This window comes from Halomonas rhizosphaerae (assembly GCF_030010555.1).
GTDB lineage: Bacteria > Pseudomonadota > Gammaproteobacteria > Pseudomonadales > Halomonadaceae > Halomonas > Halomonas rhizosphaerae.
In genome coordinates this window covers 16501-38137 of the sequence record NZ_JASCQP010000009.1, presented here as the reverse complement: position 1 = coordinate 38137, position 21637 = coordinate 16501, and the positions used below count along the sequence as shown (strand labels likewise).

Below are 21637 nucleotides of genomic sequence, written 5' to 3'. Positions count from 1 at the left end.
AGGCTGCCGCCCATCGGGACGACAGCCGTGTCATGACCCACGATTCTACCCAATTGCCGTCCGCTCTGCGGGCCCGGCTGCGTGACGCTCCCCTGTGGGAGTTCGCCCTCGCCCTCTACGGGCGCGACGGCGTCGAGGCGGCCTGCCTGATGCTCCAGGACGAGGCCGGAATCGATGTCTGCGAGCTGCTCTGGCACTGCTGGCTGCATCATCACGGGCTGGCGTGCGACGCATGCCTCGACCCGGTCCGCCGCTGGCAGCGCCAGGTCACCGCCCCCCTGCGCCGGCTGCGCCGGGAGTTGAAGCCCGAGGCCAGTCGGCACGCGTCCGTGGCCGCCCTGCGCCGGACGCTCCAGCAGGCCGAGCTTCAGGCGGAGCGGGAGGCCCTGTCGCGCCTGGAGCGGCTGGCGCTCGAGGACGAGCGGCTATCTGCCCTGCCGAGCTCCTCTACTTGCCTCGCGGAACGCCTCGCCATGCGCCTGCAAGTGCAGAAAAAACCTCATCTTAGCGCCCTGAAAACCCTGGAAAGCCAGCTTGACCCCTCATGACGGCCACGCTAGCCTGAAATTAGCCGAGTGAATGTCATGTTCACCTGTCACCTGTCGATGGCCGCATCCTCCATCACGGGACAAACCTGCAGAGGGACCACAAGAATGAAGTCACACAAGCTGTTGACTGGCGCCGGTATCGGCGCACTGATGTTCGGCATGTCCACCGCTGCTTTCGCCGACAACTGGCGCTATGCCCACGAGGAGTACGAGGGCGACGTCCAGGACGTCTTCGCCCAGGAATTCAAGCGCTACGTGGAGGAAAACTCCGACCACAGCGTCCAGGTCTACCGCTTCGGTGAGCTCGGCGAGTCCGACGACATCATGGAGCAGACCCAGAACGGCATCCTGCAGTTCGTCAACCAGTCGCCCGGCTTTACCGGCTCGCTGATTCCCGAGGCACAGATCTTCTTCATCCCCTATCTGATGCCCACCGACATGGAGCAGGTGCTCGAGTTCTTCGACGAGAGCAAGGCCATCAACGAGATGTTCCCGGAGCTCTATGCCGAGCAGGGCCTGGAGCTGCTCCAGATGTATCCGGAAGGCGAGATGGTGGTCACTGCCGACGAGCCGATCACCTCGCCGGAGGACTTCGAGAACAAGAAGATCCGCACCATGACCAACCCGCTGCTGGCGGAGACCTACAACGCCTTCGGCGCGACGCCCACCCCCCTGCCCTGGGGCGAGGTCTATGGCGGCCTGCAGACCGGCATCATCGACGGCCAGGAGAACCCGATCTTCTGGATCGAGTCCGGCGGCCTCTACGAGGTCTCCCCGCACCTGACCTTCACCAGCCATGGCTGGTTCACCACCGCGATGATGGCCAACCAGGACTTCTTCGAGGGCCTCTCCGACGAGGACAAGGAATTGGTGCGTGAGGCCTCCGAGGCGGCCTACGATCACACCATCGATCACATCCAGGGCCTGGCCGAGGAGTCGCTGGCCAAGATCCAGGAGGCCTCCGACGAGGTCACCGTGACTCGCCTTGACGATGAGCAGATCCAGGTCTTCAAGGAGCGCGCGCCCCAAGTCGAGGAAGAGTTCATCGAGATGACCGGCGAGCGCGGCAAGGAGCTGCTCGAGCAGTTCAAGGCCGACCTCGATGCCGTGACCGAAGACGCGGAGTAATCCCCGCCGGCTTCGACCTTGAAGGGGGGTGGCCTGCCCGGGCCACCCCCCTGTTGTTTCTGGGCATGAGGTTTCCGGGCATCAGGTTTCCATACATGGCAGCGTGCACCCAGCGTTGATGTCGGCGGCCACCGGTCCCCGTCGCCACGCGTATGCTGGCCATAAGGGAATCCTGATTTTCCCGCATCGCAGCCGATAGGGGAGTACGGACATGACCGACGAAGAGTCCGAAAAGCACTATCGCTCGGGTCTACCGGGCATTCTGGGTACCATCGATACCTTCATCAGCAAGCTCGAGGCGGTGATCCTGGCGCTCGGCGTGCTGCTGATGGCCTTCAACACCATCGCCAACGTCATCGCCCGCTTCGTGTTCGGCAACAGCATCTTCTTTTCCGGCGAGATCAACCGCATCCTGATCATCATGATCACCTTCGCCGGGGTCGGCTACGCGGCCCGTCACGGCCGCCATATTCGCATGTCGGCGATCTATGACGCCCTGCCGGTGGGTGGCCGCCGGGCGTTGATGATCTTCATCTCTCTGGTCACCTCGCTGGTGATGTTCTTCCTGCTCTACTACTCGATCGTCTATGTTCTGGACCTGCACTCCAAGGGCAGGATCCTGCCGGCGCTGGGCTTCCCGATCTGGATCATCTACGTCTGGGTACCCCTGGGCTTCCTGATCACCGGGATCCAGTACCTGCTCACCGCGATCAAGAACCTGACGTCACGGGACGTCTACCTGTCGACCGGCGTGCTCGACGGCTACAAGGACACGGAAACGGAAGTCTGACGCAGGGCAGAACGCCCGGGGGAACGCACGATGACGACAATAATGGTTACCACCATGATCGCCCTGCTGCTGCTGGGCTTTCCCATGATGATCCCGCTGATCACCGCGGCGGTCATCGGTTTCTACATGATGTTCAACGGCCTGGGCCAGATGGACACGCTCATCCAGCAGATGATGGCCGGCATCCGCCCCGCCTCGTTGATCGCGGTACCGATGTTCATCCTCGCCGCGGACATCATGACGCGAGGCCAGTCGGCCGAGCGGCTGATCAACATGGTGATGTCCTTCATCGGCCACGTGAAGGGCGGCCTGGCGGTCTCCACGGCGGCCTCCTGCACCCTGTTCGGCGCGGTGTCGGGCTCCACCCAGGCCACGGTAGTAGCCGTGGGTTCACCGCTGCGACCCAAGCTGCTCAAGGCCGGCTACTCGGACTCCTTCACGCTGGCGCTGATCATCAACGCCAGCGATATCGCCTTCCTGATCCCGCCCAGCATCGGCATGATCATCTACGGGGTCATCTCGGGGACCTCCATCGCCGAACTGTTCATCGCCGGCATCGGGCCCGGGCTGATGATCCTGCTGATGTTCTCGATCTACTGCGTGATCTACGCCATCGTGCGCAAGGTGCCCACCGAGCCCAAGTCGAACTGGGGAGAGCGTTTCACCGCGGTTCGCCTGGCCCTGTGGCCGCTGGGCTTCCCGGTGATCATCGTCGGCGGCATCTACGGCGGCATCTTCAGCCCCACCGAGGCGGCCGCGGCCTGTGTGCTCTACGCCATCTTCCTGGAGTTCCTGATCTTCCGGTCGCTGAAGGTCAATGACATCTATGCCATCGCCAAGTCCACCGGCCTGATCACCGCCGTGGTGTTCATCCTGGTAGCGGTGGGCAATGGCTTCTCCTGGATCATCTCCTTCGCCCAGATCCCCCAGGAGATCCTGGCGGCAGCGGGCATCAACGAGGCCGGCCCCACGGGCGTGCTGATCGCCATCTGCGTCGCCTTCTTCGTGGCCTGCATGTTCGTCGACCCCATCGTGGTGATCCTGGTGCTGACGCCGATCTTCGCCCCGGCCGTGGCGGCCACCGGGCTCGACCCGGTGCTGGTGGGCATCCTGATCACCCTGCAGGTGGCCATCGGCTCGGCGACGCCGCCCTTCGGGTGCGACATCTTCACCGCCATCGCCATCTTCAAGCGCCCCTACCTGGACGTGATCAAGGGCACCCCGCCCTTCGTGTTCATCCTGATCCTGGCCGCGGCCCTGCTGATCATGTTCCCGCAGATCGCCCTGTTCCTGCGTGACCTGGCGTTCGCCTGACCCCAAGGAGTAACGACCATGTTCAATCGGATACTGGTCCCGGTGGATGGCTCCAAGGGCGCCCTAAAGGCGCTGGAGAAAGGCGCCGGCCTGCAGTTGCTGACCGGGGCGGAGCTCTACATCCTGTGCGTCTTCAAGCACCACAGCCTGCTCGAGGCCTCGCTCTCCATGGTACGCCCCGACAAGCTGGAGATCCCGGATGATGCCCTCAAGGAGTACGCCACCGAGATCGCGGTCCACGCCAAGTCCCATGCCGTGGAACTCGGGGTGCCGGCCGAGAGGGTACGCGCCTTCGTCAAGGGGGGCCGGCCATCGCGCACCATCGTGCGCTTCGCCCGCAAGCGCGAGTGCGACCTGATCGTGATCGGCTCCCAGGGCACCAACGGCGACAAGAGCCTGCTGCTGGGCAGCGTCGCCCAGCGGGTGGCCGGCTCCGCCCACTGCCCGACCCTGATCGTCTGACCCTCACGCACGTCTCTCGCCGGGCCGGTTTCCCCCGCATGCCATGCGGGTGCGGAACCGGTCCGGCACTGTTAGAGTCCCATGCATTCCATGCATTCCCTTACATCCACCCGAGGCGCGTGCGCGCCAACGTACAAGGTTCCTTCATGAAGACACTGCTGACCTCCGCTTCCCTGGCGGCCCTGCTGGCCGCCACTCCCCTGGCACTGGCCGCCACCCCGGAGACCGACGACGAGAAGCTGGGCTACAGCCTCGGCGTGACCCTGGGCCAGAGCATCCAGCAGGACGTCGAGGACCTGGACATCGACGCCTTCACCCAGGCCATCCGTGACGTCTTCGACGGCGGCGAACTGGAAATGAGCGACGAGGAGATGGCCGAGGCCCTGACGACGTTCCAGCAGGAGGCCATGGCCGCCCGCGAGGCCGAGGCCGAACAGCAGTCCGCGGCCAACCGCGCCGAGGGCGAGGCCTACCTGGCCGAGAACGCCGAACAGGACGGGGTGACGGTCACCGACTCTGGCCTGCAGTATCGCGAGCTGGAGTCCGGTGAGGGTGCGACCCCCGCCGCCGACGACACCGTCGAGGTCCACTACGAGGGCACCCTGATCGACGGCACCGTCTTCGACAGCTCCTATGAGCGCGGCGAGCCGGTGAGCTTCCAGGTCGGCCAGGTCATCGAGGGCTGGCAGGAAGCCCTCCAGCTGATGAGCGTGGGCGACACCTGGGAGGTGGTGATTCCCTCCGACCTCGCCTACGGCGACCAGGGACAGGGTCCCATCGGCCCCCACGAGACGCTGATCTTCAAGGTCGAGCTGCTCGACGTGGCCGGTGAATGATCCGGTCGCGATGAACGCCCTCCGTTGCCTGGCCGCCGCCGGCCTCTGCCTGGGGCTGGTCACCCCGCTGCTCGCCCAGGAACCGCCGGCACAGCTGCCGCGCTTCGGCGTCGACCAGGACGGGGCCAGCGTGCTCGGTGTCTCTTCGGGGGGGTATATGGCCACCCAGTTGGCGGTGGCGTGGCCCGAGCGTTTCGCCGGGCTGGGCGTCGCCGCCGCCGGCCCCTGGGCCTGTGCCCGCGGCTCCCTGGGTCTGGCCCTGGGCCAGTGCATGACGACCCGGCGAGGCATGCCGGACCCGGCGGAGCTGCAGACCCGCTACCGGGAGTACCGCCAGCGCGAGCTGGTCGGCGACCCCGAGGCCCTGTCCGAGCTGCGGGTCTTCATCTGGCATGGCGCGGAGGACGAGACCGTGGTCCCGTCACTGGGTCGCGCCCTGGCCGAGCAGTTCCGCGACTGGCTGGCCTCCCCCGATGACCAGCTGGTGTTCATGGAGAGCGAGGAAGCCGGCCACGGCTGGCCGCTGGCAGCGCGCCCGGGCACGCCCGTGGACGCGCTGGCGGACTGCCGAAGCGGGGGCGGAACCCACCTGCTGGCCTGCGACCTGGACATCGCCGGTGAGATGCTGGACTGGCTGCACGGCGACCAGGTGCCCCCCGAGCCAGGCAAGCCCAAGGGCGAGCTCGTGCGCTTCGACCAGTCGGATTTCGACGCTCGAGGGCTGGGTGACACCGGCTACCTGTTCGTGCCGGCGGGCTGCGAGGACGGCGGCTGTGAGCTGACCATGGCGCTGCATGGCTGTGCCATGGATGTCGAGCAGATCGACCAGGCCTTCGTTCGCTACAGTGGCCTCAACGAGTGGGCCGCCACCAATCGACGGGTGGTGCTCTACCCCCAGGCGGAAACCAGCCTGCCCAATCCCCAGGGGTGCTGGGACTGGTGGGGCTTTGCCGAGAGCACCTGGCAGCTCGACCCCCTGCATGACAGCCGTCAGGGTTCCCAGACGGGCGCGCTGATGGCCATGGTCGAGCGACTGCAGCAGTCACCCGACGAGAAGTGAGACGGCCATTCCCGTGGCGGCACGTCAGCCCTCGGCCAGCGCCTTCTCCAGGGCGGCCTGCAGCGGGCCGGAGGTGGGGGAGTGCAGCACCCGGCGGTGAATCTCGCCGTCGCGGTCCACCAGGAACAGCGAGGCGCTGTGGTCGATGGTGTAGTCCATGGCCGAGTCCGGAGTCTCCACCTTGCGCCAGATCACGCCGTAGCGCTCGGCCAGTTCCTCGAGCGCTTCCTGGCTGCCGGTGGCGCCGATGAACTCCTCCCCGAAGAAGGCCAGGTACTCCTCGAGCCGAGCCAGGGTGTCCCGCTCGGGGTCCACCGAGACCATCAGCGGGACCACCCGGCGCCGCTGTTCGGGGTCGAGACGCCCCATCACCTGACGCACCACGGCGAGGCTCATCGGGCAGACATCCGGGCACCAGGTGTAGCCGAAGAAGACCACCGCCAGCTGGTCATCATCGAGCTGGCTGAGCGAGAACTCGCCCTCGGTCGACGGCAGCTCGATCGGCCCCCCCTGGGGTTCGCCGTTCGCCGGGCCCCTCAGCTGCTGCTGGTAGAGAACGAGGCCAACCGCGACCACCACCAGTATCGCGCCCAGCCCCAGCCAGATGCCTCGCCGCTTCATGATCACCGCCTCGTCACTTCGAAGTCGAACCAGCTTCCCAGACGCCCCTGCGGCGTGTCCACTACCACCTTCGCGCGCCAGGGCATGACCGCCTCGGTACAGATCGCCACCTGCCCCTCCCCGCGGAAGACGCCGCCCCCCATGGCCTCGAGGGGGAAGCGGTGCAGCCCCATGTCCATGTCGCGGCCGACGAAGTCGACGCGGGCGGACTCGGCCGGCATGCCGGTCAGTCGCACCTCCAGCGGCAGGCGCTCCAGGGCCCGGATGGGACCGTCCGACTCGACCGCCAGGCGCAGTGCGATGCCCTGCCCCAGGTTCACCGTGCAGGGGGCCGCATGGAGATTGCAGCGGTCCGCCGCCGGCGGAGACCAGTGCACGCCGGCCTCGTCGCGCAGGCTGTAGCGGGTCAGGTACCAGAGCGCCACGGCGAGGGTCAGCAGGGTGAGAATGATCAGCAGGCGCAGCAGCGGGGGCCGAGCCGCGCCGGTCGACGACAGGATGCGCTGTGGCATGGCGGAGAACAGGGCCTCCATCGGTGGCAGGATGACGGTAAGCTTATCAGCATTTGCCTGCGGCGAAGTGCGCAAGGATGTCGCAGGGGAGACCATCGGGAGGGAGGTGTCATGGAAGGCGTGGGCAATGCACTGGGGCCGCTGTTCCTGCTGATCCTGCTGGGCGCCGGGCTCGGCTGGTGGCGCCAGCCGGGCGGCGACTTCTGGCCGCGCATGGAACGGCTGATCTACTTCCTGCTGTTCCCCGCCATGCTGGTCTCGACCCTGGCCACCGCGGACGTCGGCCAGGTGCCGGTCGCCCGGCTGGCCGTGGCCCTGCTCGGCGCCATGGGCCTGTTCGGCCTGCTGCTGTGGGGGCTGCGAGACCGGCTGCGACTCGATGCCCCCGCCTTCACCTCGGCCTTCCAGGGCGCGCTGCGCTTCAACACCTATGTCGGCGTGGCCGGGGCCGCCGCCCTGCACGGCAGTGCCGGGGCCACGGTGGCGGCGGTCGCGGTGGCGCTGATGGTGCCGGTGGTCAACGTGCTCTGCGTGGCCAGCTTCATCGCTGCCGGCACCCTGGGCTCGGCGAGCCTGGGCAGGAGCCTCGCCGCCCTGACCCGCAACCCGCTGATCCTGGCCTGCCTGACCGGCATCGCCCTCAACCTGAGCGGGATCGGCCTGCCCGGCTGGAGCCAGCCCGGCATGGAGCTGCTGGGTCGTGCCGCCCTGCCGCTGGGCCTGGTGGCGGTGGGCGTGGCGCTGCGCCCCGCCGCCCTGCTGAGACTCGACCGCGGGGTCTGGGCCGCCAACCTGGTCAAGCTGGGACTGATGCCGGCCCTGGTGCTCGCCCTGGTCCTGCTGCTGGGCCTCGATCCGGTGACCCGCGACATTGCCCTGCTCTTCGCCGCCCTGCCCACCGCCACCTCGGCCTATATCCTGGCCCGCCAGCTGGGCGGGGACGCCGAGCTGATGGCGGCCCTGATCACCGGCCAGACGCTGCTGGCCATGGTGACCCTGCCGCTCTGGCTGCGCTTTGCCGGCTGAAGAAACGCTGCTAACGAAAAGCGTTCGCATTTGTATTGACAGCGCAAACGAGAATGGTTACGCTTAAATCGTGGCGTTGATGAGGCGCCACACCGGGCAGGAACCCGCCAGTTTCCTGCCCTGGTTTCTCCCTCTCATTGCTAGTCACGGTCCCTTTGCCGCCCCTCCCGGGGCGGCTTTCTTTTGTCCGGACGACGGCGCCCGGCGCCTGACACGGATTCCGGGGGCGCCGAACGAGAACAGCAGGGCGGAGGTCAGTCGACCCGCTTGAAGATCAGGTCCCAGACGCCGTGGCCCAGCTTCTCGCCACGCGCCTCGAACTTGGTCAGCGGGCGAAACTCGGGGCGTGGCACATAGGGGGCCGTCTCGGTGCCGGCGGTGTTGGCAATGCCGGGGGCGGCGTCCATCACCTCGGCCATCCACTCGGCATAGGCCTGCCAGTCGGTGGCCATGTGCAGGGTGCCACCGAGCTTGAGGCGGGTGCGCACCAGCTCGACGAAGGCCGGCTGCACGATGCGGCGCTTGTGGTGCTTCTTCTTCGGCCAGGGGTCGGGGAAGAACAGCTGCAGGGTATCGAGGCTCGCCTCGGGCAGGCACTGCTCGAGCACCGCCAGGGCATCCTCGCGGTAGACGCGCAGGTTGGTCAGGCCACGCTTGTCGGCCTCGTCGAGCAGCTTGCCGACCCCCGGCGCATGCACCTCGATGCCGATGAAGTCGGTGTCCGGGTGGCGCTCGGCCTGCTCGACCAGGGAGGCCCCCATGCCGAAGCCGACCTCCAGCACCCGGGGCGCCTGCCGTCCGAACAGGGCATCGAGGTCCTGGCGGCCATCGGCGAGGGAGAGCCCCAGGCGCGGCCAGACCTCCTCGAGCCCCCGGGTCTGGGCCTGGGTCATGCGGCCGGCGCGCAGCACGTAGCTCTTGATGCCGCGGCGGTGCAGCGGGGCGTCCGGCCTCTCGGGGCCGGTCATCTTGTCGTCGTGTCGCGGGTCGGTCATGGCGCGGGAGCTCTTGTCGGGAGAAACGCTTGCCTGGAAGCAACTGGGGGCGCGTATTGTAGCGGCTCAGGACGCCGCCGGGTACGGTAGGCAGTCCAAGCTAACGTGACACCCGAGGCTGATCCGGCGCCTCTCGCGAATCCGCGCAACCATAACGGTCAGTCAAGACAAGGAGGGTCAGAATGCAGGACAGGGGATGGTGGCTGGGCACGGCGCTCTCCGGCGCCCTGATGGTGATCGCCGGCGCCTTCGGCGCCCACGCGCTGGAGAGCCAGCTGGCCCCGCGGCTGGCGGCGGCCTTCGAGACCGGGGTGCGCTACCAGGCCTGGCATACCCTGGCGCTGCTGGCGTTGCTGGCCTGGCGGGCATCGCGACCCCAGGCGGGCCAGCGGCTGGCCATGGGGCTCTGGGCAGCCGGCATGGCGCTCTTCTCGGGCTCGCTCTACGCCATGGCGCTGACGAGCCTTGGTGGCCTGGGCATGGTCACCCCGGTGGGCGGTGTGCTGATGATCGGCGGCTGGCTGGCGCTGGCCGTGGCGGTGCTGCGTGCCCGGCCAACGGGTCAGTCGCCGTCCGGCAGCGCATAGGTCGCGGTGACCAGGGCCACCGGCCGCTCGTCGCCGTCGGAGAAGAGCTGCACCTCCCCCACCGCAAGGCGGCGCCCCAGCTTGAGGATCCGGGCGTTGGCGATGATGTCGCGATCGCCCCGGGGCCGGCGCAGGAAGCGGCAGTGCAGGTCGCTGGTCACGGCCATGGGCTCGGGGCCGATCTGGGCCAGTATCGCCACGTAGAGGCAGACGTCGGCCAGCCCCATCAGGGTGGGGCCGGAGACGCTGGCCCCGGGCCGCAGGTGCTCGTCGTCGATGGCCAGGCTCATGGTCGCGCGCATCTCGTCAACGCCCTCGATGGTCCCCATCCGCTGGGGAAAGATCTCGTCGAGAAAGTCCTCGATGGCGGCGGCGGTCATCACGGTCATCGGCAGGCTCCTTGCGGTGGTGGTGGCGAGGCAGGCCCCACGATAGCCGAGCCCGCCCCTGGCCGACAGTCGCCGAACGTCGAGCGCTTCAACGCCGGCCCCATCATGGAAACGCCCCCGCGGCCGATACCGCGGGGGCGTTCTGTACCGGGGCTCGGCGCTGGCCGGCGCCCCATTCGTCGATGGCGTTACTTGGCCTTGTGCACGGCGCGCCAGTGGTGCAGCAGCGGCTCGGTATAGCCGGCGGGCTGCTCGCGGCCCTTGAAGATCAGGTCGCTGGCGGCCTGGAAGGCAGTCGAGGCGGCGAAGTCGGCGCTCATCGGCGTGTACGCCGGGTCACCGGCGTTCTGCTGATCGACCACCTTGGCCATGCGCTCCAGGGTCTCCTGGACCCGGGGGGCATCGACCACGCCGTGGTGCAGCCAGTTGGCGATGTGCTGGCTGGAGATCCGCAGGGTGGCGCGGTCTTCCATCAGGCCCACGTCATGGATGTCCGGCACCTTGGAGCAGCCCACGCCGTGCTCGACCCAGCGCACCACGTAGCCGAGGATGCCCTGGCAGTTGTTGTCCAGTTCCTGCTGGAGCTCCTCGTCGCTCCACTGCGGTGACTCGGCGACCGGCACGGTGAGCAGGTCATTCAGGAAGTCCACCTCGCCCTGGCCTTCCATCTCGCGCTGCAGGGCCGCCACGTCCACCTGATGGTAGTGCAGGGCATGCAGGGTGGCGGCGGTGGGCGACGGCACCCAGGCGGTGTTGGCCCCGGCCTTGGGATGGCCGACCTTCTGCTCGAGCATGGCGGCCATCAGGTCCGGCATGGCCCACATGCCCTTGCCGATCTGGGCGCGGCCGCGCAGGCCGCAGGCCAGGCCGACCTGGACATTGTTCTTCTCGTAGGCCTGGATCCAGGCGGAGCCCTTCATGTCGCCCTTGCGGATCATCGGGCCCGCCTCCATGGCGGTGTGCATCTCGTCGCCGGTGCGGTCGAGGAAGCCGGTGTTGATGAACACCACCCGCGAGCTGGCCTCCGCGATGCAGGCCTTGAGGTTGACCGAGGTGCGACGCTCCTCGTCCATGATGCCCATCTTCAGGGTATCGCGGGCCATGCCGAGGATGTCCTCGATGCGACCGAACAGCGCATTGGAGAAGGCGACCTCCTTCGGGCCGTGCATCTTCGGCTTGACGATGTACATGGAGCCGGTGCGCGAGTTGCGCGGCTCGTTCTCGCCCTTCTTCAGGTCGTGCAGGGCGACCAGGCCGGTGACGATACCGTCGAGGATGCCCTCGGGCAGCTCGTTGCCGTCGGCATCCAGCACCGCCGGCGTGGTCATCAGGTGGCCCACGTTGCGCACGAACATCAGCGAGCGGCCCGGCAGGGTGATGGTTCCCCCGTCGGTGTTGTGCCAGGTGCGATCGGCATTGAGGCGGCGAGTGATAGTCTTGCCGCCCTTCTCGACCTGCTCCTCCAGGTCGCCCTTCATCAGGCCCAGCCAGCTGGCATAGACTCCGACCTTGTCCTCGGCATCCACCGCGGCCACGGAGTCCTCGCAGTCCATGATGGTGGTCAATGCCGCCTCGACCACCACGTCCTTGACGCCGGCCGGGTCGGTCTTGCCGATCGGGTGGCTCGGATCGATCTGGATCTCCAGGTGCAGGCCGTGGTTGGCCAGCAGTACGGACTCGGGGCTCTCGGCCGGGCCGTTGAAGCCCACCAGCTTGCCCGGGTCCTTGAGGCCGGTCTCGCGACCGCCGTCCAGGGAGACCACCAGGTGACCGTCACGCAGGGCATACTTGACGGCATCGTGGTGGGAGCCGGTGGCCAGCGGGGCAGCGCGGTCGAGCACGCCGCGGGCATAGCCGATGACCTTCTCGCCGCGCTTGGGGTTGAAGCTCGCGCCCTTCTCGGCCCCGCCCTCCTCGGAGATGGCGTCGGTGCCGTAGAGGGCGTCATAGAGGCTGCCCCAGCGGGCATTGCCGGCGTTCAAGGCATAGCGCGGGTTGTTGACCGGCACCACCAGCTGCGGGCCGGCCTGGACGGCGATCTCGCGGTCCACGTTGGCGGTGGTCACGCTGACGCTGGCCGGTGCCTCCACCAGGTAGCCGATCTCCTCGAGGAAGGCACGGTAGGCGGCCATGTCGCGGATCGGCCCAGGATGCTCGCGATGCCAGGCATCGAGCTTCTCCTGCAGGCGGTCGCGTTCGGAGAGCAGTTCGCGGTTCTGCGGGGTCAGATCATGAAAGAGGGCGTCGACGCCGGCCCAGAAGGCCTCGGGGTCGACACCGGTGCCCGGCAGGGCCTGTTCGTTGATGAAACGGTCCAGCTCGGCGGCCACCTGAAGGCGATGGCGAGTGATGCGTTGGGTCATGGGTCGTGCTCCTCATGCTTGGCTGCTCGGTGCCCCCTGGCACCGACCGGCCGGACAGGGAATGGTGACTGCGTAGCATCAATTTTGTGGAAAATGCTTCCATATGTAAACCCGTACCTGCCGCCTGCCGCCCCGAGCTAGACCAAATGATGAGGCCGACACCGGTCACCGAGGCATTGCTGGCCGGGCCGTCGGCTTGGCGCTAGCATGAACGGGCATTGCGGAGAAACCGATGAGCGACTTCACCCCCCTGCAGGCCCTGGGCCCCCTCGCCCCTGCGGACCTGTCCGGACAGGACCTCGAGCACTACCTGGGTCACTACGGCCTGGCGCCCCTGCTTGCCGAGCATGTGGGGCTCTATGTGGGGTACCTGGAGGCCGGTGGCTTCCGCCTCTGGACCCAGGTCTGGAGTCCCGACTCGCCCATCGGCACGGCCTTCGTGGTACACGGCTACTTTGACCATCTCGGCCTCTACCGTCACCTGCTGGAGTGCCTGCTCGCGCGGGGCTGGCGGGTCGTGCTCTGGGACCTGCCCGGCCATGGTCTCTCCAGCGGCCGCCGTGCCTCCATCGACGACTTCAAGGACTATGGCAGCTGCCTGCACCACTTGCAGCAACATCTCGAGGAAGAAGGGCTGGCCCCCCGCCCCTGGCTGGGCGTCGGCCAGAGCACCGGGGCGGCGATTCTCGCCACCGACGCCCTGACCCGCGGCGACGATGGTGCCTGGTCGGGCCTGGCGCTGCTGGCGCCGCTGGTGCGTCCCTGGGGCTGGAACCAGTCGAGCTGGCTGCACCGCCTGGTGGGCCCCTTCGTGGAGTCGATCCCGCGCAAGTTCCGCGCCAACTCCACGGATGCCGACTTCGCCGACTTCCTGCGCGAGGGCGACCCCCTCCAGGCGGACCGCCTGGCGATGGACTGGGTGGGGGCCATGCGCCGCTGGATGCCGCAGCTGCTGGCGCTGCCACCGAGCCCGGTTGCCACCCTGATCCTGCAGGGTGAGCAGGACCTGACGGTAGACTGGGAGTGGAACCTCGAAGTGCTGGCGCGCAAGTTCCCTAACGCCGAGATCCATCGCCACCCCGAGGCCCGTCACCATCTGGTCAACGAGGCGGAGCCGATCCGTCGCGAGTTGTTCACGGTGCTCGACCGCTTCATTGCCCGACTGGAACCGGCCGACACCTCGCCCCGGGAGACGACCTCGCCATGAAACCCCACTTGCCCCTGCTGCTGGTGACCCTGCTTGCCGGCTGTGCCGCTGCCCCGGAGCAGCCCGCCACCCTGCGCCAGGCCCTGTTCGGGCTTGGCGAGCGCGCCGCCGAACGGGTCACGGCGACGCCGCCCATGCCCAGACCGGCGGCCGACCAGGTCCTGCTGCTGGCCAGGCCGGAGGTCGACCCCGACCTGGGGCTCGGCGAAGAACGCGTGCTCGAGAGCCTGACCCGTGCCCTGCTGGCGGTTTCAGACGGCCCCCAGGTGCTGGAGTGGCGGGACGCCATGGCCGAGGGGGGCGGCGACAACCAGTGGCGCCTGGAAAGCCGACTCGAGGCCGACGGCCCCCGGCTGCAGCTCTCCGACCGCGAGCTGCTGCCCTATCGACTGAGCCTGGAGCTGCGACGCGCGGGGAGCGACGCGCCAGAGTGGGGCAGCGAGATCAGCGGGGCCCTGGACGCCACCGCCCTCTGAGCGGATTCCCTCACCCCTTGAGCAGGCGATCGAGCTGGCGGTAGCCGATCGCCTCGATCAGCTGGTCACGCCCGGGACGCGCCTCGCCGGCCAGGTCGGCCAGGGTCAGGGCCACCCGCAGGACCCGGTGGTAGGCCCGGGCCGACAGCTTGAGACGCTCCAGCACGCCGGCCAGCCAGGCGCGATCCGTCGCCTGCAGGGCGCAGGCCTCCTCCAGGGCCTGACCGGCCAATTGCGCGTTCAGCGCGCCGCGGGCCGCCTGACGCGCCCGGGCCGACAGCACCCGCTCGCGCACCACCGCCGAGGACTCACCCGGTTCACGGGAGGTGAGCTGCTCCGGGGCCAGCGCCGGCACCTCCACCTGCAGGTCGATGCGATCGAGCAGCGGTCCCGAGAGGCGCGCCTGGTAGCGCTGGATCTGGGCCGCCGTGCAATGGCAGGCCTGGCGCGGGTCGCCCAGGTGGCCGCAGGGGCAGGGGTTCATGGCCGCCACCAGCTGGAAGCCGGCAGGGTAGCGCCGCTCGTGGCTGGCCCGGGCGATATGGATCTGCCCCGACTCCATGGGTTCGCGCATCACCTCCAGCACATGCCGCGGGAACTCGGGCAGCTCATCGAGGAACAGCACCCCGCGGTGGGCCAGGGAGATCTCGCCGGGCCGCGGCCGGGAGCCGCCACCCACCAGGGCCACGGCGCTGGCGGTATGGTGCGGGGCACGGAAGGGGCGCACGCCCCACTGCTCGGCATGCGAAAGCCCGCTGACCGAGCGGATCGCCGCCACCTCGAGGGCCTCCTCCTCGGAGAGCGGCGGCAGGATCCCCGGCAGGCGGCTGGCCAGCATGGTCTTGCCGGTCCCGGGAGGACCGGCAAACAGCAGGTTGTGCCCGCCGGCCGCGGCCACCTCCAGGGCGCGCCGGGCCTGGTGCTGGCCCCGTACCTCCGCCAGGTCGGGGCCCGCCTCGGGTGTCGGGACGACGCTCGATGGCCGATGGGGCGCGATGGGCGCCTGACCCAGCAGGTGGGCCACCACCTCCAGCAGGTGATCCGCGGGCAGCACCTCGAGATCGCCGGCCAGGGCCGCCTCGTCGGCATTGGCCTGCGGCACGATCAGCCGCCGGCCGGCGCGGCGTGTCGCCATGGCCAGCGGCAGGACGCCGGTCACCGGGCGCAGCCGACCATCCAGGGCCAGCTCGCCGGCGCATTCGACGCCCGCCAGCGCCTCGGGCGGTACCTGGCCGGAGGCCACCAGCAGGCCCAGGGCGATGGGCAGGTCGAAGCGCCCCCCCTCCTTGGGCAGGTCGGCGGGCGCCAGGTTGAGGGTGATGCGCCGCAGCGGGAAGTCGAAGCCGGCATTCACCAGGGCACTGCGCACCCGCTCGCGGCTCTCCTTGACGGCGGCTTCCGGCAGGCCCACCAGGGTCATGCCGGGCAGTCCATTGGCCAGGTGCACCTCGACCAGCACCTCGGGCGCCTCGAGCCCGAGGCCGGCCCGGGTGTGGATGATTGCCAGCGTCATCGGCGATCCCTCGCAGCCCGTCTGACCTCAGGCTAGCCCAGGCCGCCGGGATCCGCCCGGCGCCGGCCGGGGATCAGCGGTCGGTCTCGCCAGCGCCGGCATCCTCCTCGGGGCTCGGCGCCTCCGGCAGCGCGCCCGGGGGCTCACTCGGCGCCGCCTCCCGCGACGCATTGCTGTCCAGCGCCGCCTCGAGGGCCGCCACCTGCGTCTCCAGCGCCTCGACACGCGCCCGGGTACGCTGCAACACGTCCATCAGGATGTCGAAATCCTCCCGCGAGACCAGCTCGAGGCGGTCGAAGGCGCCCTTCACCACTTGCTGGATACCCTTCTGCACCTCCTCCGGGGCCTGGGAGGCGCCCTGCAGGCGATCGCCGATCTGCTGGGCCAGGCGGCTGATGCGATCATGGCTCACCATGGTGTCTCTCCTGAATCGTGATGGGATGCCTGCCCACAGGATACGCAAGGCCCCCGCCCGGCGCATTCCCCACCGCCGCCCTCTTGTGGGGCATGCGCACCACGACCGCGCACCACAACAGGGCAGTCGCGACCACGCGGCGGTTGCCCGTGTCGGAAACTCCCCCCGCCTCTCACCTCATGACGCTGATATCAAAGCCATATTCCGGAACATGGCACGGTTTGCGCTTGGGCAGGGCAGCCACCCATCGCGCGGCATCACGCCGCCGACATCCAGCAGGGGAGATCCGGGATGAAGCTGATCACTGCCATCATCAAGCCGTTCAAGCTCGACGACGTGCGCGAGGCACTCGCCGACAACGGCGTTCAGGGCATCACCGTCACCGAGGTCAAGGGCTTCGGTCGCCAGAAGGGCCACACCGAGCTCTACCGCGGTGCAGAGTACGTCGTCGACTTCCTGCCCAAGGTGAAGGTCGAGGTCGCGGTGGACGACTCACGGCTGGAGACGGTGCTCGATGCCATCTGCAGCGCGGCCAACAGCGGCAAGATCGGCGACGGCAAGGTCTTCGTCACGCCGCTGGAGGACGTCATCCGCATCCGCACCGGTGAGCGCGGCGCCGATGCCGTCTGACCGACGCCCCCTTCCCATTCCTGACGTGGAGAGACCCTCATGGTCGAATTACCGGAGCTGAGCTACGCGCTCGATACCTTCTACTTCCTGATCTGCGGCGTCCTGGTGATGTGGATGGCCGCCGGCTTCTCGATGCTCGAGGCGGGCCTGGTACGCTCCAAGAACACCGCCGAGATCCTGACCAAGAACATCGCGCTGTTTGCCATCGCCTGCACCATGTACCTGCTGGTGGGCTACTACCTGATGTACTCCAGCGGCGCAGGCGGCTTCCTGCCCAGCCTCGGCGTGCTGATCGGTAGCGAGAACGGCGTCGACGCGGTGCTGGCCGGCGGTGACGATGCCCCCTACTACTCGATGCGGTCGGACTTCTTCTTCCAGGTCGTGTTCGTGGCCACCGCCATGTCCATCGTCTCCGGTGCCGTGGCCGAGCGCATGAAGCTGTGGTCCTTCCTGGCCTTCGCCGTGGTCATGACCGGCTTCATCTATCCGGTGTCGGGCTACTGGACCTGGGGCGGCGGCTGGCTGGCCGAGGTCGGCTACTCCGACTATGCCGGCTCCGGCATCGTGCACCTGGCCGGCGCCGCCGCGGCCCTGGCCGGCGTGCTGGTGCTCGGTCCGCGCAAGGGCAAGTACGGCAAGGACGGCAGCATCTACGCCATCCCCGGCGCCAACCTGCCGCTGGCCACCCTGGGCACCTTCATCCTGTGGATGGGCTGGTTCGGTTTCAACGGCGGCTCCGAGCTGAAGATGTCCGACGTCGGTTCCGCCAACAACGTGGCCCAGGTGTTCGTCAACACCAACGCGGCCGCTGCCGGGGGCGTGATCGCCGCCCTGGTCCTGGCCAAGCTGTGGTTCCGCAAGGCCGACCTGACCATGGCCCTGAACGGTGCCATCGCCGGCCTGGTGGCCATCACCGCCGACCCGCTATCGCCCAGCGCCCTGGGTGCCGTGCTGATCGGTGCCGTGGGTGGCCTGCTGGTCGTCACCTCCATCGTCGTCCTCGACAAGCTCAAGCTCGACGACCCGGTGGGTGCCATCTCCGCCCACGGCGTGGTGGGCATCTGGGGCGTGCTGGCGGTCCCCTTCACCAACGCCGAGGCCGGTTTCGGCCCCCAGATCATCGGCATCCTCGGGATCTTCGTCTGGGTGTTCGTGGCCAGCCTGGTCGTCTGGCTGATCCTCAAGGCCGTGATGGGCATCCGGGTCACCGAGGAGGAAGAGTACGAAGGCGTCGACCTGGCCGAGTGCGGCCTGGAGGCCTACCCCGAGTTCAGCGCTTCCAAGAAGTGAGGCAGGCCCCAGAGTGAGCTGGCGTGCTCCTCCTGGCCCCCTTCGGGGGGCCTTTTTTATTCCTCCCGCACCGGGTGTATGCTCTGGCACAATGAACGTAGCAGGGGTGGCGGCCAGCGCCACCGACCAACGGACACGACGAGGATCAAGACCATGAAACTGGTGACCGCCATCATCAAGCCGTTCAAGCTCGACGACGTACGGGAGTCGCTCTCCGAGATCGGCGTCCAGGGCATCACCGTTACCGAGGTCAAGGGCTTCGGTCGCCAGAAGGGCCACACCGAGCTCTATCGCGGCGCCGAGTACGTGGTCGACTTCCTGCCCAAGGTGAAGCTTGAGGTGGCCGTGGATGACGAGATGGCCGAGAAGGTGATCGACGCCATCACCCAGGTCGCGAATACCGGCAAGATCGGCGACGGCAAGATCTTCGTCACCGCCCTGGAGCAGGTGCTGCGCATCCGCACCGGCGAGACCGGCAAGGACGCCGTCTAACCGACATCGTCCAGGTCGCACCGACACATTCAGCAAGATCGGCGACGGCAAGATCTTCGTCACCGTGGAGCAGGTGCTGCGCATCCGCACCGGCGAGACCGGCAAGGACGCCGTCTAACCGACATCCTCCAGGTCGCACCGACACATTCAGCTAGATCGGCGACGGCAAGATCTTCGTCACTGCCCTGGAGCAGGTGATCCGCATCCGCACCGGCGAGACCGGCAAGGACGCCGTCTAACCGACATCTTCCAGGTCGCACCGACACATTCAGCAAGATCGGCGACGGCAGGATCTTCGTCACCGCCCTGGAGCAGGTCATCCGCATCCGTACCGGCGAAACGGGAAAAGACGCCGTCTAAGCGCCAAGCGGCCAGGCAGAGTCTTGGTCAAAGTGACAAGTAACCAGAAACCCCACCAGAGGTTAGCCCGGTGGGGTTTGGCGTTTCTGCCTCGCTAACTATCGCGCATCACCGAACAGCTTGGCGGCTCGGCGCTTGTAGCTCGGCGCTGCTTACTTCTCGACGAAGGCCCGCTCGATCACGTAGTCGCCGGGCTCGCCCATGCGCGGCGAGATGGTGAAGCCGAGCTCGTCGAGCAGCGTGCTGGTGTCGTCGAGCATCGCCGGGCTGCCGCAGATCATGGCGCGATCCTGCTTGGGGTCGATGGCCGGCAGGCCGGTGTCCTCGGCCAGCTTGCCGCTGCGGATATGGTCGGTCAGCCGCCCCATGGTGTGAAAGGCCTCGCGGGTCACGGTGGGGTAGTAGACCAGCTTCTCGCTGATCTCCTCGCCGAGGTACTCGTGGGCGGGCAGGTCCTTCTGGATGAAGTCGGCATAGGCCAGCTCGCTGACGTTGCGCACGCCGTGCACCAGCACCACCTTCTCGAAGCGCTCGTAGACCTCCGGGTCCTGGATGAGGCTCATGAACGGGGCCAGGCCGGTGCCGGTGGAGAGCAGGTAGAGGTTGCGCCCCGGCAGCAGGTCGTCGGTGACCAGGGTGCCGGTGGGCTTGCGGCTGACCATGATCTGGTCCCCCACCTGGAGGTGCTGGAGGCGCGAGGTCAGGGGGCCATCGGGCACCTTGATGCTGAAGAACTCCAGGTGGTCCTCGTAGTTGGGGCTGGCGATGGAGTAGGCCCGCATCAGCGGCTTGCCGTTCACCTCGAGGCCGATCATCACGAACTGGCCGTTCTTGAAGCGCAGGCTGCGCTCGCGGGTGGTCCGGAAACTGAACAGGGTATCGTTCCAGTGGTGCACACTCAGAACGTCCTCAAGCGCAAACTTGCTCATGCCGACTCCTTGATATTCCAGAATAGAATAGATCGGACAGCCAATCTTTGAGTGCAATTCTAAGAGCCGGGGCAATATCTGTTAAATGGATTGTATGGATAACACTTATCTATACTATGGATATCAAATCCCCCGAGGAGCGTCATGCGTTACACCCTGCGCCAGCTGGAAGTCTTCGTCGCCGTGGCCCAGCACGAGAGCGTCTCCCGGGCGGCCCGCGCCCTGGCGCTCTCCCAGTCGGCGACCAGTACCGCCCTCGCCGAGCTGGAGCGGCAGTTCGATTGCCGCCTGCTCGACCGCATCGGCAAGCGCCTCAAGCTCAATGCCCTGGGGTTCCAGCTGCTGCCCAAGGCGGTGGCCCTGCTCGACCGGGCCGAGGAGGTGGAGGAGCTGCTGCGTGGCCAGCAGGGCATCGGCACCCTGGACGTGGGCGCCACCCTGACCATCGGCAACTACCTGGCGACCCTGCTGATCAGCGACTTCATGCAGCGCCATCCGGGCAGCCGGGTGCGCCTCTCGGTGCGCAATACCCGGACCATCATCGACAGCGTTCGCCAGCACGGGCTCGACCTGGGGCTGATCGAGGGGCAGTGCGAGGAGGAGGACGTGATCACCCAGCCCTGGGTGGAGGACGAGTTGGCGGTGTTCTGCTCGCCCCGCCATCCGCTCGCTACGGCCGGCCCGGTGGAGCTGGACCGGCTGCTGCGCGAGGCCTGGATCATGCGCGAGCAGGGCTCCGGCACCCGGCTGACCCTGGAGCAGGCGGCCCGGCACCGCCGCGGTCGCTTCAACATCCTGCTGGAGCTGGAGCATACCGAGGGCATCAAGCGGGCGGTGGAATCTGGGCTCGGCATCGGCTGCGTCTCGAAACTGGCCCTGCGCGACGCCTTCCGCCGCGGCAGCCTGGTACCCATCGCCACCCCGGAGCTGGACCTGAGCCGCCAGTTCACCTTCATCTGGCACCGCCACAAGTACCTGGCCACCGGCATGCGCGAGTTCCTCAAGCTGTGCCGGCAGATGACCGAGGGCATCCGTCGCAGCGACCAGATCGACCTGCCTCAGGTGCCCTGACGCAGCGCGGCCCGGCGACAGGGCCGGGCCGCAAGGAAGGCGACAGCGGGAGGCTAGCGGAGGTCGCTGACCGCCTCCCGGATATCGGCGAGGGAGGCCTTGGTGAGATCCTTGGCCAGGGTGTGAATCACCAGCTTGGCGGTGGGGCCATCGACCTTGTCCCGCAGCTGGCCGAGGAAGCGAGGCGGCGCGACCAGGATCAGCTTCTCCATGGTGTTGTCGACGCGCGCGCGATAGAGCCGGTCGGCGACCTCGCGGGCGAAGATCTCCTCGTGGTGCTGGGTTGCGACGTTCTCCCCGCCGGCGCTGCGCGCGGTCGTCGAGGTCGACTCGTGGACGTCGCCACCGCGGTCCGTCACCAGGTCCCCCTCGTGCATGCGCCCCTCGGCATGGACGAGACTGTCCTTCTCGCTGACCTTGAGCCCATCGCGGGTGAACAGTCGCGCCCGCGCCGCATCAGCCACCACGATATAGGTTGTCATAGCCGCTCCTTGATGCTGGTGAGTTGACGGAAGTCCTCCCGACGGGACACCCACTTCCGCCTCTCGTTCCACATTGGCAAGCCCGCTCCCGTTGGTCAACCTGGCGACACGCGATGACTGCAGGGCGGCGGAATCTGGGGT

General features: G+C 67.9%; 24 protein-coding genes. 15 read left to right on the top strand and 9 right to left on the bottom strand.

Annotated elements, in window-relative coordinates; genetic code table 11:
• Positions 1-32 precede the first annotated feature (32 nt).
• The 7 genes from QLQ83_RS02980 to QLQ83_RS02950 all read left to right on the top strand — a co-directional run bounded on the left by QLQ83_RS02980 (position 33) and on the right by QLQ83_RS02950 (position 6138).
• A complete protein-coding gene (locus tag QLQ83_RS02980; RefSeq protein ID WP_282734079.1) occupies positions 33-548 on the top strand; it encodes a TIGR02444 family protein in 516 nt (171 codons plus the stop codon).
• Positions 549-653: 105 nt separating this feature from the next.
• Positions 654-1676: a TRAP transporter substrate-binding protein gene (locus tag QLQ83_RS02975; protein WP_282734078.1), complete on the top strand. Its 1023-nt coding sequence runs from the start codon at positions 654-656 to the stop codon at positions 1674-1676.
• Positions 1677-1887: 211 nt separating this feature from the next.
• Positions 1888-2466 (top strand): TRAP transporter small permease, encoded by a 579-nt coding sequence (locus QLQ83_RS02970; protein ID WP_282734077.1) that lies wholly within the window; start codon positions 1888-1890, stop codon positions 2464-2466.
• A gap of 30 nt (positions 2467-2496) precedes the next feature.
• Positions 2497-3780 (top strand): TRAP transporter large permease, encoded by a 1284-nt coding sequence (locus QLQ83_RS02965; protein ID WP_282734076.1) that lies wholly within the window; start codon positions 2497-2499, stop codon positions 3778-3780.
• A gap of 18 nt (positions 3781-3798) precedes the next feature.
• Positions 3799-4242 carry a universal stress protein gene (locus QLQ83_RS02960; protein ID WP_282734075.1) on the top strand — a complete coding sequence of 148 codons (444 nt, stop codon included), beginning with the start codon at positions 3799-3801 and terminating at the stop codon, positions 4240-4242.
• 146 nt (positions 4243-4388) lie between these two features.
• Complete coding sequence (locus QLQ83_RS02955; RefSeq protein WP_282734074.1) at positions 4389-5078, top strand: FKBP-type peptidyl-prolyl cis-trans isomerase; 690 nt, start codon at positions 4389-4391, stop codon at positions 5076-5078.
• Positions 5079-5088: 10 nt separating this feature from the next.
• Complete coding sequence (locus QLQ83_RS02950; RefSeq protein WP_282734073.1) at positions 5089-6138, top strand: prolyl oligopeptidase family serine peptidase; 1050 nt, start codon at positions 5089-5091, stop codon at positions 6136-6138.
• A gap of 24 nt (positions 6139-6162) precedes the next feature.
• Here QLQ83_RS02950 and QLQ83_RS02945 read toward each other — a convergent pair whose 3' ends face one another.
• Both QLQ83_RS02945 and QLQ83_RS02940 read right to left on the bottom strand, forming a co-directional pair.
• The gene (locus QLQ83_RS02945; protein ID WP_282734072.1) at positions 6163-6759 is read right to left on the bottom strand and encodes an SCO family protein; all 597 of its coding nucleotides are present in this window, start codon (positions 6757-6759) and stop codon (positions 6163-6165) included.
• Between the two features lie 2 nt (positions 6760-6761).
• Positions 6762-7271 carry a hypothetical protein gene (locus QLQ83_RS02940; RefSeq protein ID WP_282734071.1) on the bottom strand — a complete coding sequence of 170 codons (510 nt, stop codon included), beginning with the start codon at positions 7269-7271 and terminating at the stop codon, positions 6762-6764.
• 111 nt (positions 7272-7382) lie between these two features.
• Between QLQ83_RS02940 and QLQ83_RS02935 the strand changes: the two genes are divergently transcribed.
• Positions 7383-8297 (top strand): AEC family transporter, encoded by a 915-nt coding sequence (locus tag QLQ83_RS02935; RefSeq protein WP_282734070.1) that lies wholly within the window; start codon positions 7383-7385, stop codon positions 8295-8297.
• Between the two features lie 254 nt (positions 8298-8551).
• On the opposite strand, the gene trmB is transcribed toward QLQ83_RS02935, so the two are convergent.
• Positions 8552-9292 (bottom strand): tRNA (guanosine(46)-N7)-methyltransferase TrmB, encoded by a 741-nt coding sequence (trmB, locus tag QLQ83_RS02930; RefSeq protein WP_282734069.1) that lies wholly within the window; start codon positions 9290-9292, stop codon positions 8552-8554.
• 182 nt (positions 9293-9474) lie between these two features.
• Between trmB and QLQ83_RS02925 the strand changes: the two genes are divergently transcribed.
• Positions 9475-9879: a DUF423 domain-containing protein gene (locus tag QLQ83_RS02925; RefSeq protein WP_282734068.1), complete on the top strand. Its 405-nt coding sequence runs from the start codon at positions 9475-9477 to the stop codon at positions 9877-9879.
• Here the strand turns inward: QLQ83_RS02925 and QLQ83_RS02920 are convergent.
• Both QLQ83_RS02920 and QLQ83_RS02915 read right to left on the bottom strand, forming a co-directional pair.
• Entirely contained in the window at positions 9855-10268 is a 414-nt protein-coding gene (locus tag QLQ83_RS02920) for a PaaI family thioesterase (RefSeq protein WP_282734067.1), read from the bottom strand. The genes QLQ83_RS02925 and QLQ83_RS02920 overlap by 25 nt on opposite strands.
• Positions 10269-10456: 188 nt before the next feature.
• A complete protein-coding gene (locus QLQ83_RS02915; RefSeq protein ID WP_282734066.1) occupies positions 10457-12631 on the bottom strand; it encodes a malate synthase G in 2175 nt (724 codons plus the stop codon).
• Positions 12632-12863: 232 nt separating this feature from the next.
• Between QLQ83_RS02915 and QLQ83_RS02910 the strand changes: the two genes are divergently transcribed.
• Positions 12864-13838 carry an alpha/beta hydrolase gene (locus tag QLQ83_RS02910; protein WP_282734065.1) on the top strand — a complete coding sequence of 325 codons (975 nt, stop codon included), beginning with the start codon at positions 12864-12866 and terminating at the stop codon, positions 13836-13838.
• Positions 13835-14314, top strand: coding sequence for a hypothetical protein (locus QLQ83_RS02905; RefSeq protein WP_282734064.1), 480 nt, complete (start codon positions 13835-13837; stop codon positions 14312-14314). The genes QLQ83_RS02910 and QLQ83_RS02905 overlap by 4 nt, the downstream gene beginning before the upstream one ends.
• A gap of 10 nt (positions 14315-14324) precedes the next feature.
• Here the strand turns inward: QLQ83_RS02905 and QLQ83_RS02900 are convergent, their stop codons facing one another.
• Together QLQ83_RS02900 and QLQ83_RS02895 are read right to left on the bottom strand one after the other, a co-directional pair.
• Positions 14325-15827, bottom strand: coding sequence for a YifB family Mg chelatase-like AAA ATPase (locus tag QLQ83_RS02900; protein WP_282734063.1), 1503 nt, complete (start codon positions 15825-15827; stop codon positions 14325-14327).
• Between the two features lie 73 nt (positions 15828-15900).
• Positions 15901-16242, bottom strand: a complete 342-nt coding sequence (locus QLQ83_RS02895) for an accessory factor UbiK family protein (RefSeq protein WP_282734062.1) — start codon at positions 16240-16242, stop codon at positions 15901-15903.
• Positions 16243-16533: 291 nt separating this feature from the next.
• Here QLQ83_RS02895 and QLQ83_RS02890 point away from each other — a divergent pair, with 291 nt between their 5' ends.
• The 3 genes from QLQ83_RS02890 to glnK all read left to right on the top strand — a co-directional run bounded on the left by QLQ83_RS02890 (position 16534) and on the right by glnK (position 18654).
• Positions 16534-16872: a P-II family nitrogen regulator gene (locus QLQ83_RS02890; RefSeq protein ID WP_106231078.1), complete on the top strand. Its 339-nt coding sequence runs from the start codon at positions 16534-16536 to the stop codon at positions 16870-16872.
• A gap of 39 nt (positions 16873-16911) precedes the next feature.
• Complete coding sequence (locus QLQ83_RS02885) at positions 16912-18162, top strand: ammonium transporter (protein WP_282734061.1); 1251 nt, start codon at positions 16912-16914, stop codon at positions 18160-18162.
• A gap of 153 nt (positions 18163-18315) precedes the next feature.
• Complete coding sequence (gene glnK / locus QLQ83_RS02880; protein WP_151442144.1) at positions 18316-18654, top strand: P-II family nitrogen regulator; 339 nt, start codon at positions 18316-18318, stop codon at positions 18652-18654.
• A 512-nt stretch (positions 18655-19166) separates the two neighbouring features.
• Here glnK and QLQ83_RS02860 read toward each other — a convergent pair.
• A complete protein-coding gene (locus QLQ83_RS02860; RefSeq protein ID WP_282734060.1) occupies positions 19167-19943 on the bottom strand; it encodes a ferredoxin--NADP reductase in 777 nt (258 codons plus the stop codon).
• 144 nt (positions 19944-20087) lie between these two features.
• Between QLQ83_RS02860 and QLQ83_RS02855 the strand changes: the two genes are divergently transcribed.
• Positions 20088-21014, top strand: coding sequence for a LysR family transcriptional regulator (locus QLQ83_RS02855; protein ID WP_106231082.1), 927 nt, complete (start codon positions 20088-20090; stop codon positions 21012-21014).
• A gap of 53 nt (positions 21015-21067) precedes the next feature.
• On the opposite strand, the gene QLQ83_RS02850 is transcribed toward QLQ83_RS02855, so the two are convergent.
• Complete coding sequence (locus tag QLQ83_RS02850; RefSeq protein WP_282734059.1) at positions 21068-21496, bottom strand: host attachment protein; 429 nt, start codon at positions 21494-21496, stop codon at positions 21068-21070.
• Positions 21497-21637 lie beyond the last annotated feature (141 nt).

Bases quoted from the DNA above. Each gene is read 5' to 3' on its own strand.
- QLQ83_RS02965 (WP_282734076.1), top strand. From the start codon at position 2,497: ATGACGACAATAATGGTTACCACCATGATCGCCCTGCTGCTGCTGGGC.
- QLQ83_RS02855 (WP_106231082.1), top strand. From the start codon at position 20,088: ATGCGTTACACCCTGCGCCAGCTGGAAGTCTTCGTCGCCGTGGCCCAG.
- QLQ83_RS02895 (WP_282734062.1), bottom strand. From the start codon at position 16,242: ATGGTGAGCCATGATCGCATCAGCCGCCTGGCCCAGCAGATCGGCGAT.
- QLQ83_RS02910 (WP_282734065.1), top strand. From the start codon at position 12,864: ATGAGCGACTTCACCCCCCTGCAGGCCCTGGGCCCCCTCGCCCCTGCG.
- QLQ83_RS02905 (WP_282734064.1), top strand. From the start codon at position 13,835: ATGAAACCCCACTTGCCCCTGCTGCTGGTGACCCTGCTTGCCGGCTGT.
- QLQ83_RS02960 (WP_282734075.1), top strand. From the start codon at position 3,799: ATGTTCAATCGGATACTGGTCCCGGTGGATGGCTCCAAGGGCGCCCTA.
- QLQ83_RS02935 (WP_282734070.1), top strand. From the start codon at position 7,383: ATGGAAGGCGTGGGCAATGCACTGGGGCCGCTGTTCCTGCTGATCCTG.
- QLQ83_RS02940 (WP_282734071.1), bottom strand. From the start codon at position 7,271: ATGCCACAGCGCATCCTGTCGTCGACCGGCGCGGCTCGGCCCCCGCTG.
- QLQ83_RS02900 (WP_282734063.1), bottom strand. From the start codon at position 15,827: ATGACGCTGGCAATCATCCACACCCGGGCCGGCCTCGGGCTCGAGGCG.
- QLQ83_RS02860 (WP_282734060.1), bottom strand. From the start codon at position 19,943: ATGAGCAAGTTTGCGCTTGAGGACGTTCTGAGTGTGCACCACTGGAAC.
- QLQ83_RS02955 (WP_282734074.1), top strand. From the start codon at position 4,389: ATGAAGACACTGCTGACCTCCGCTTCCCTGGCGGCCCTGCTGGCCGCC.
- QLQ83_RS02890 (WP_106231078.1), top strand. From the start codon at position 16,534: ATGAAGCTGATCACTGCCATCATCAAGCCGTTCAAGCTCGACGACGTG.
- QLQ83_RS02925 (WP_282734068.1), top strand. From the start codon at position 9,475: ATGCAGGACAGGGGATGGTGGCTGGGCACGGCGCTCTCCGGCGCCCTG.
- QLQ83_RS02915 (WP_282734066.1), bottom strand. From the start codon at position 12,631: ATGACCCAACGCATCACTCGCCATCGCCTTCAGGTGGCCGCCGAGCTG.
- QLQ83_RS02885 (WP_282734061.1), top strand. From the start codon at position 16,912: ATGGTCGAATTACCGGAGCTGAGCTACGCGCTCGATACCTTCTACTTC.
- QLQ83_RS02945 (WP_282734072.1), bottom strand. From the start codon at position 6,759: ATGAAGCGGCGAGGCATCTGGCTGGGGCTGGGCGCGATACTGGTGGTG.
- trmB (WP_282734069.1), bottom strand. From the start codon at position 9,292: ATGACCGACCCGCGACACGACGACAAGATGACCGGCCCCGAGAGGCCG.
- QLQ83_RS02850 (WP_282734059.1), bottom strand. From the start codon at position 21,496: ATGACAACCTATATCGTGGTGGCTGATGCGGCGCGGGCGCGACTGTTC.
- QLQ83_RS02970 (WP_282734077.1), top strand. From the start codon at position 1,888: ATGACCGACGAAGAGTCCGAAAAGCACTATCGCTCGGGTCTACCGGGC.
- QLQ83_RS02920 (WP_282734067.1), bottom strand. From the start codon at position 10,268: ATGACCGTGATGACCGCCGCCGCCATCGAGGACTTTCTCGACGAGATC.
- QLQ83_RS02980 (WP_282734079.1), top strand. From the start codon at position 33: ATGACCCACGATTCTACCCAATTGCCGTCCGCTCTGCGGGCCCGGCTG.
- QLQ83_RS02975 (WP_282734078.1), top strand. From the start codon at position 654: ATGAAGTCACACAAGCTGTTGACTGGCGCCGGTATCGGCGCACTGATG.
- QLQ83_RS02950 (WP_282734073.1), top strand. From the start codon at position 5,089: ATGAACGCCCTCCGTTGCCTGGCCGCCGCCGGCCTCTGCCTGGGGCTG.
- glnK (WP_151442144.1), top strand. From the start codon at position 18,316: ATGAAACTGGTGACCGCCATCATCAAGCCGTTCAAGCTCGACGACGTA.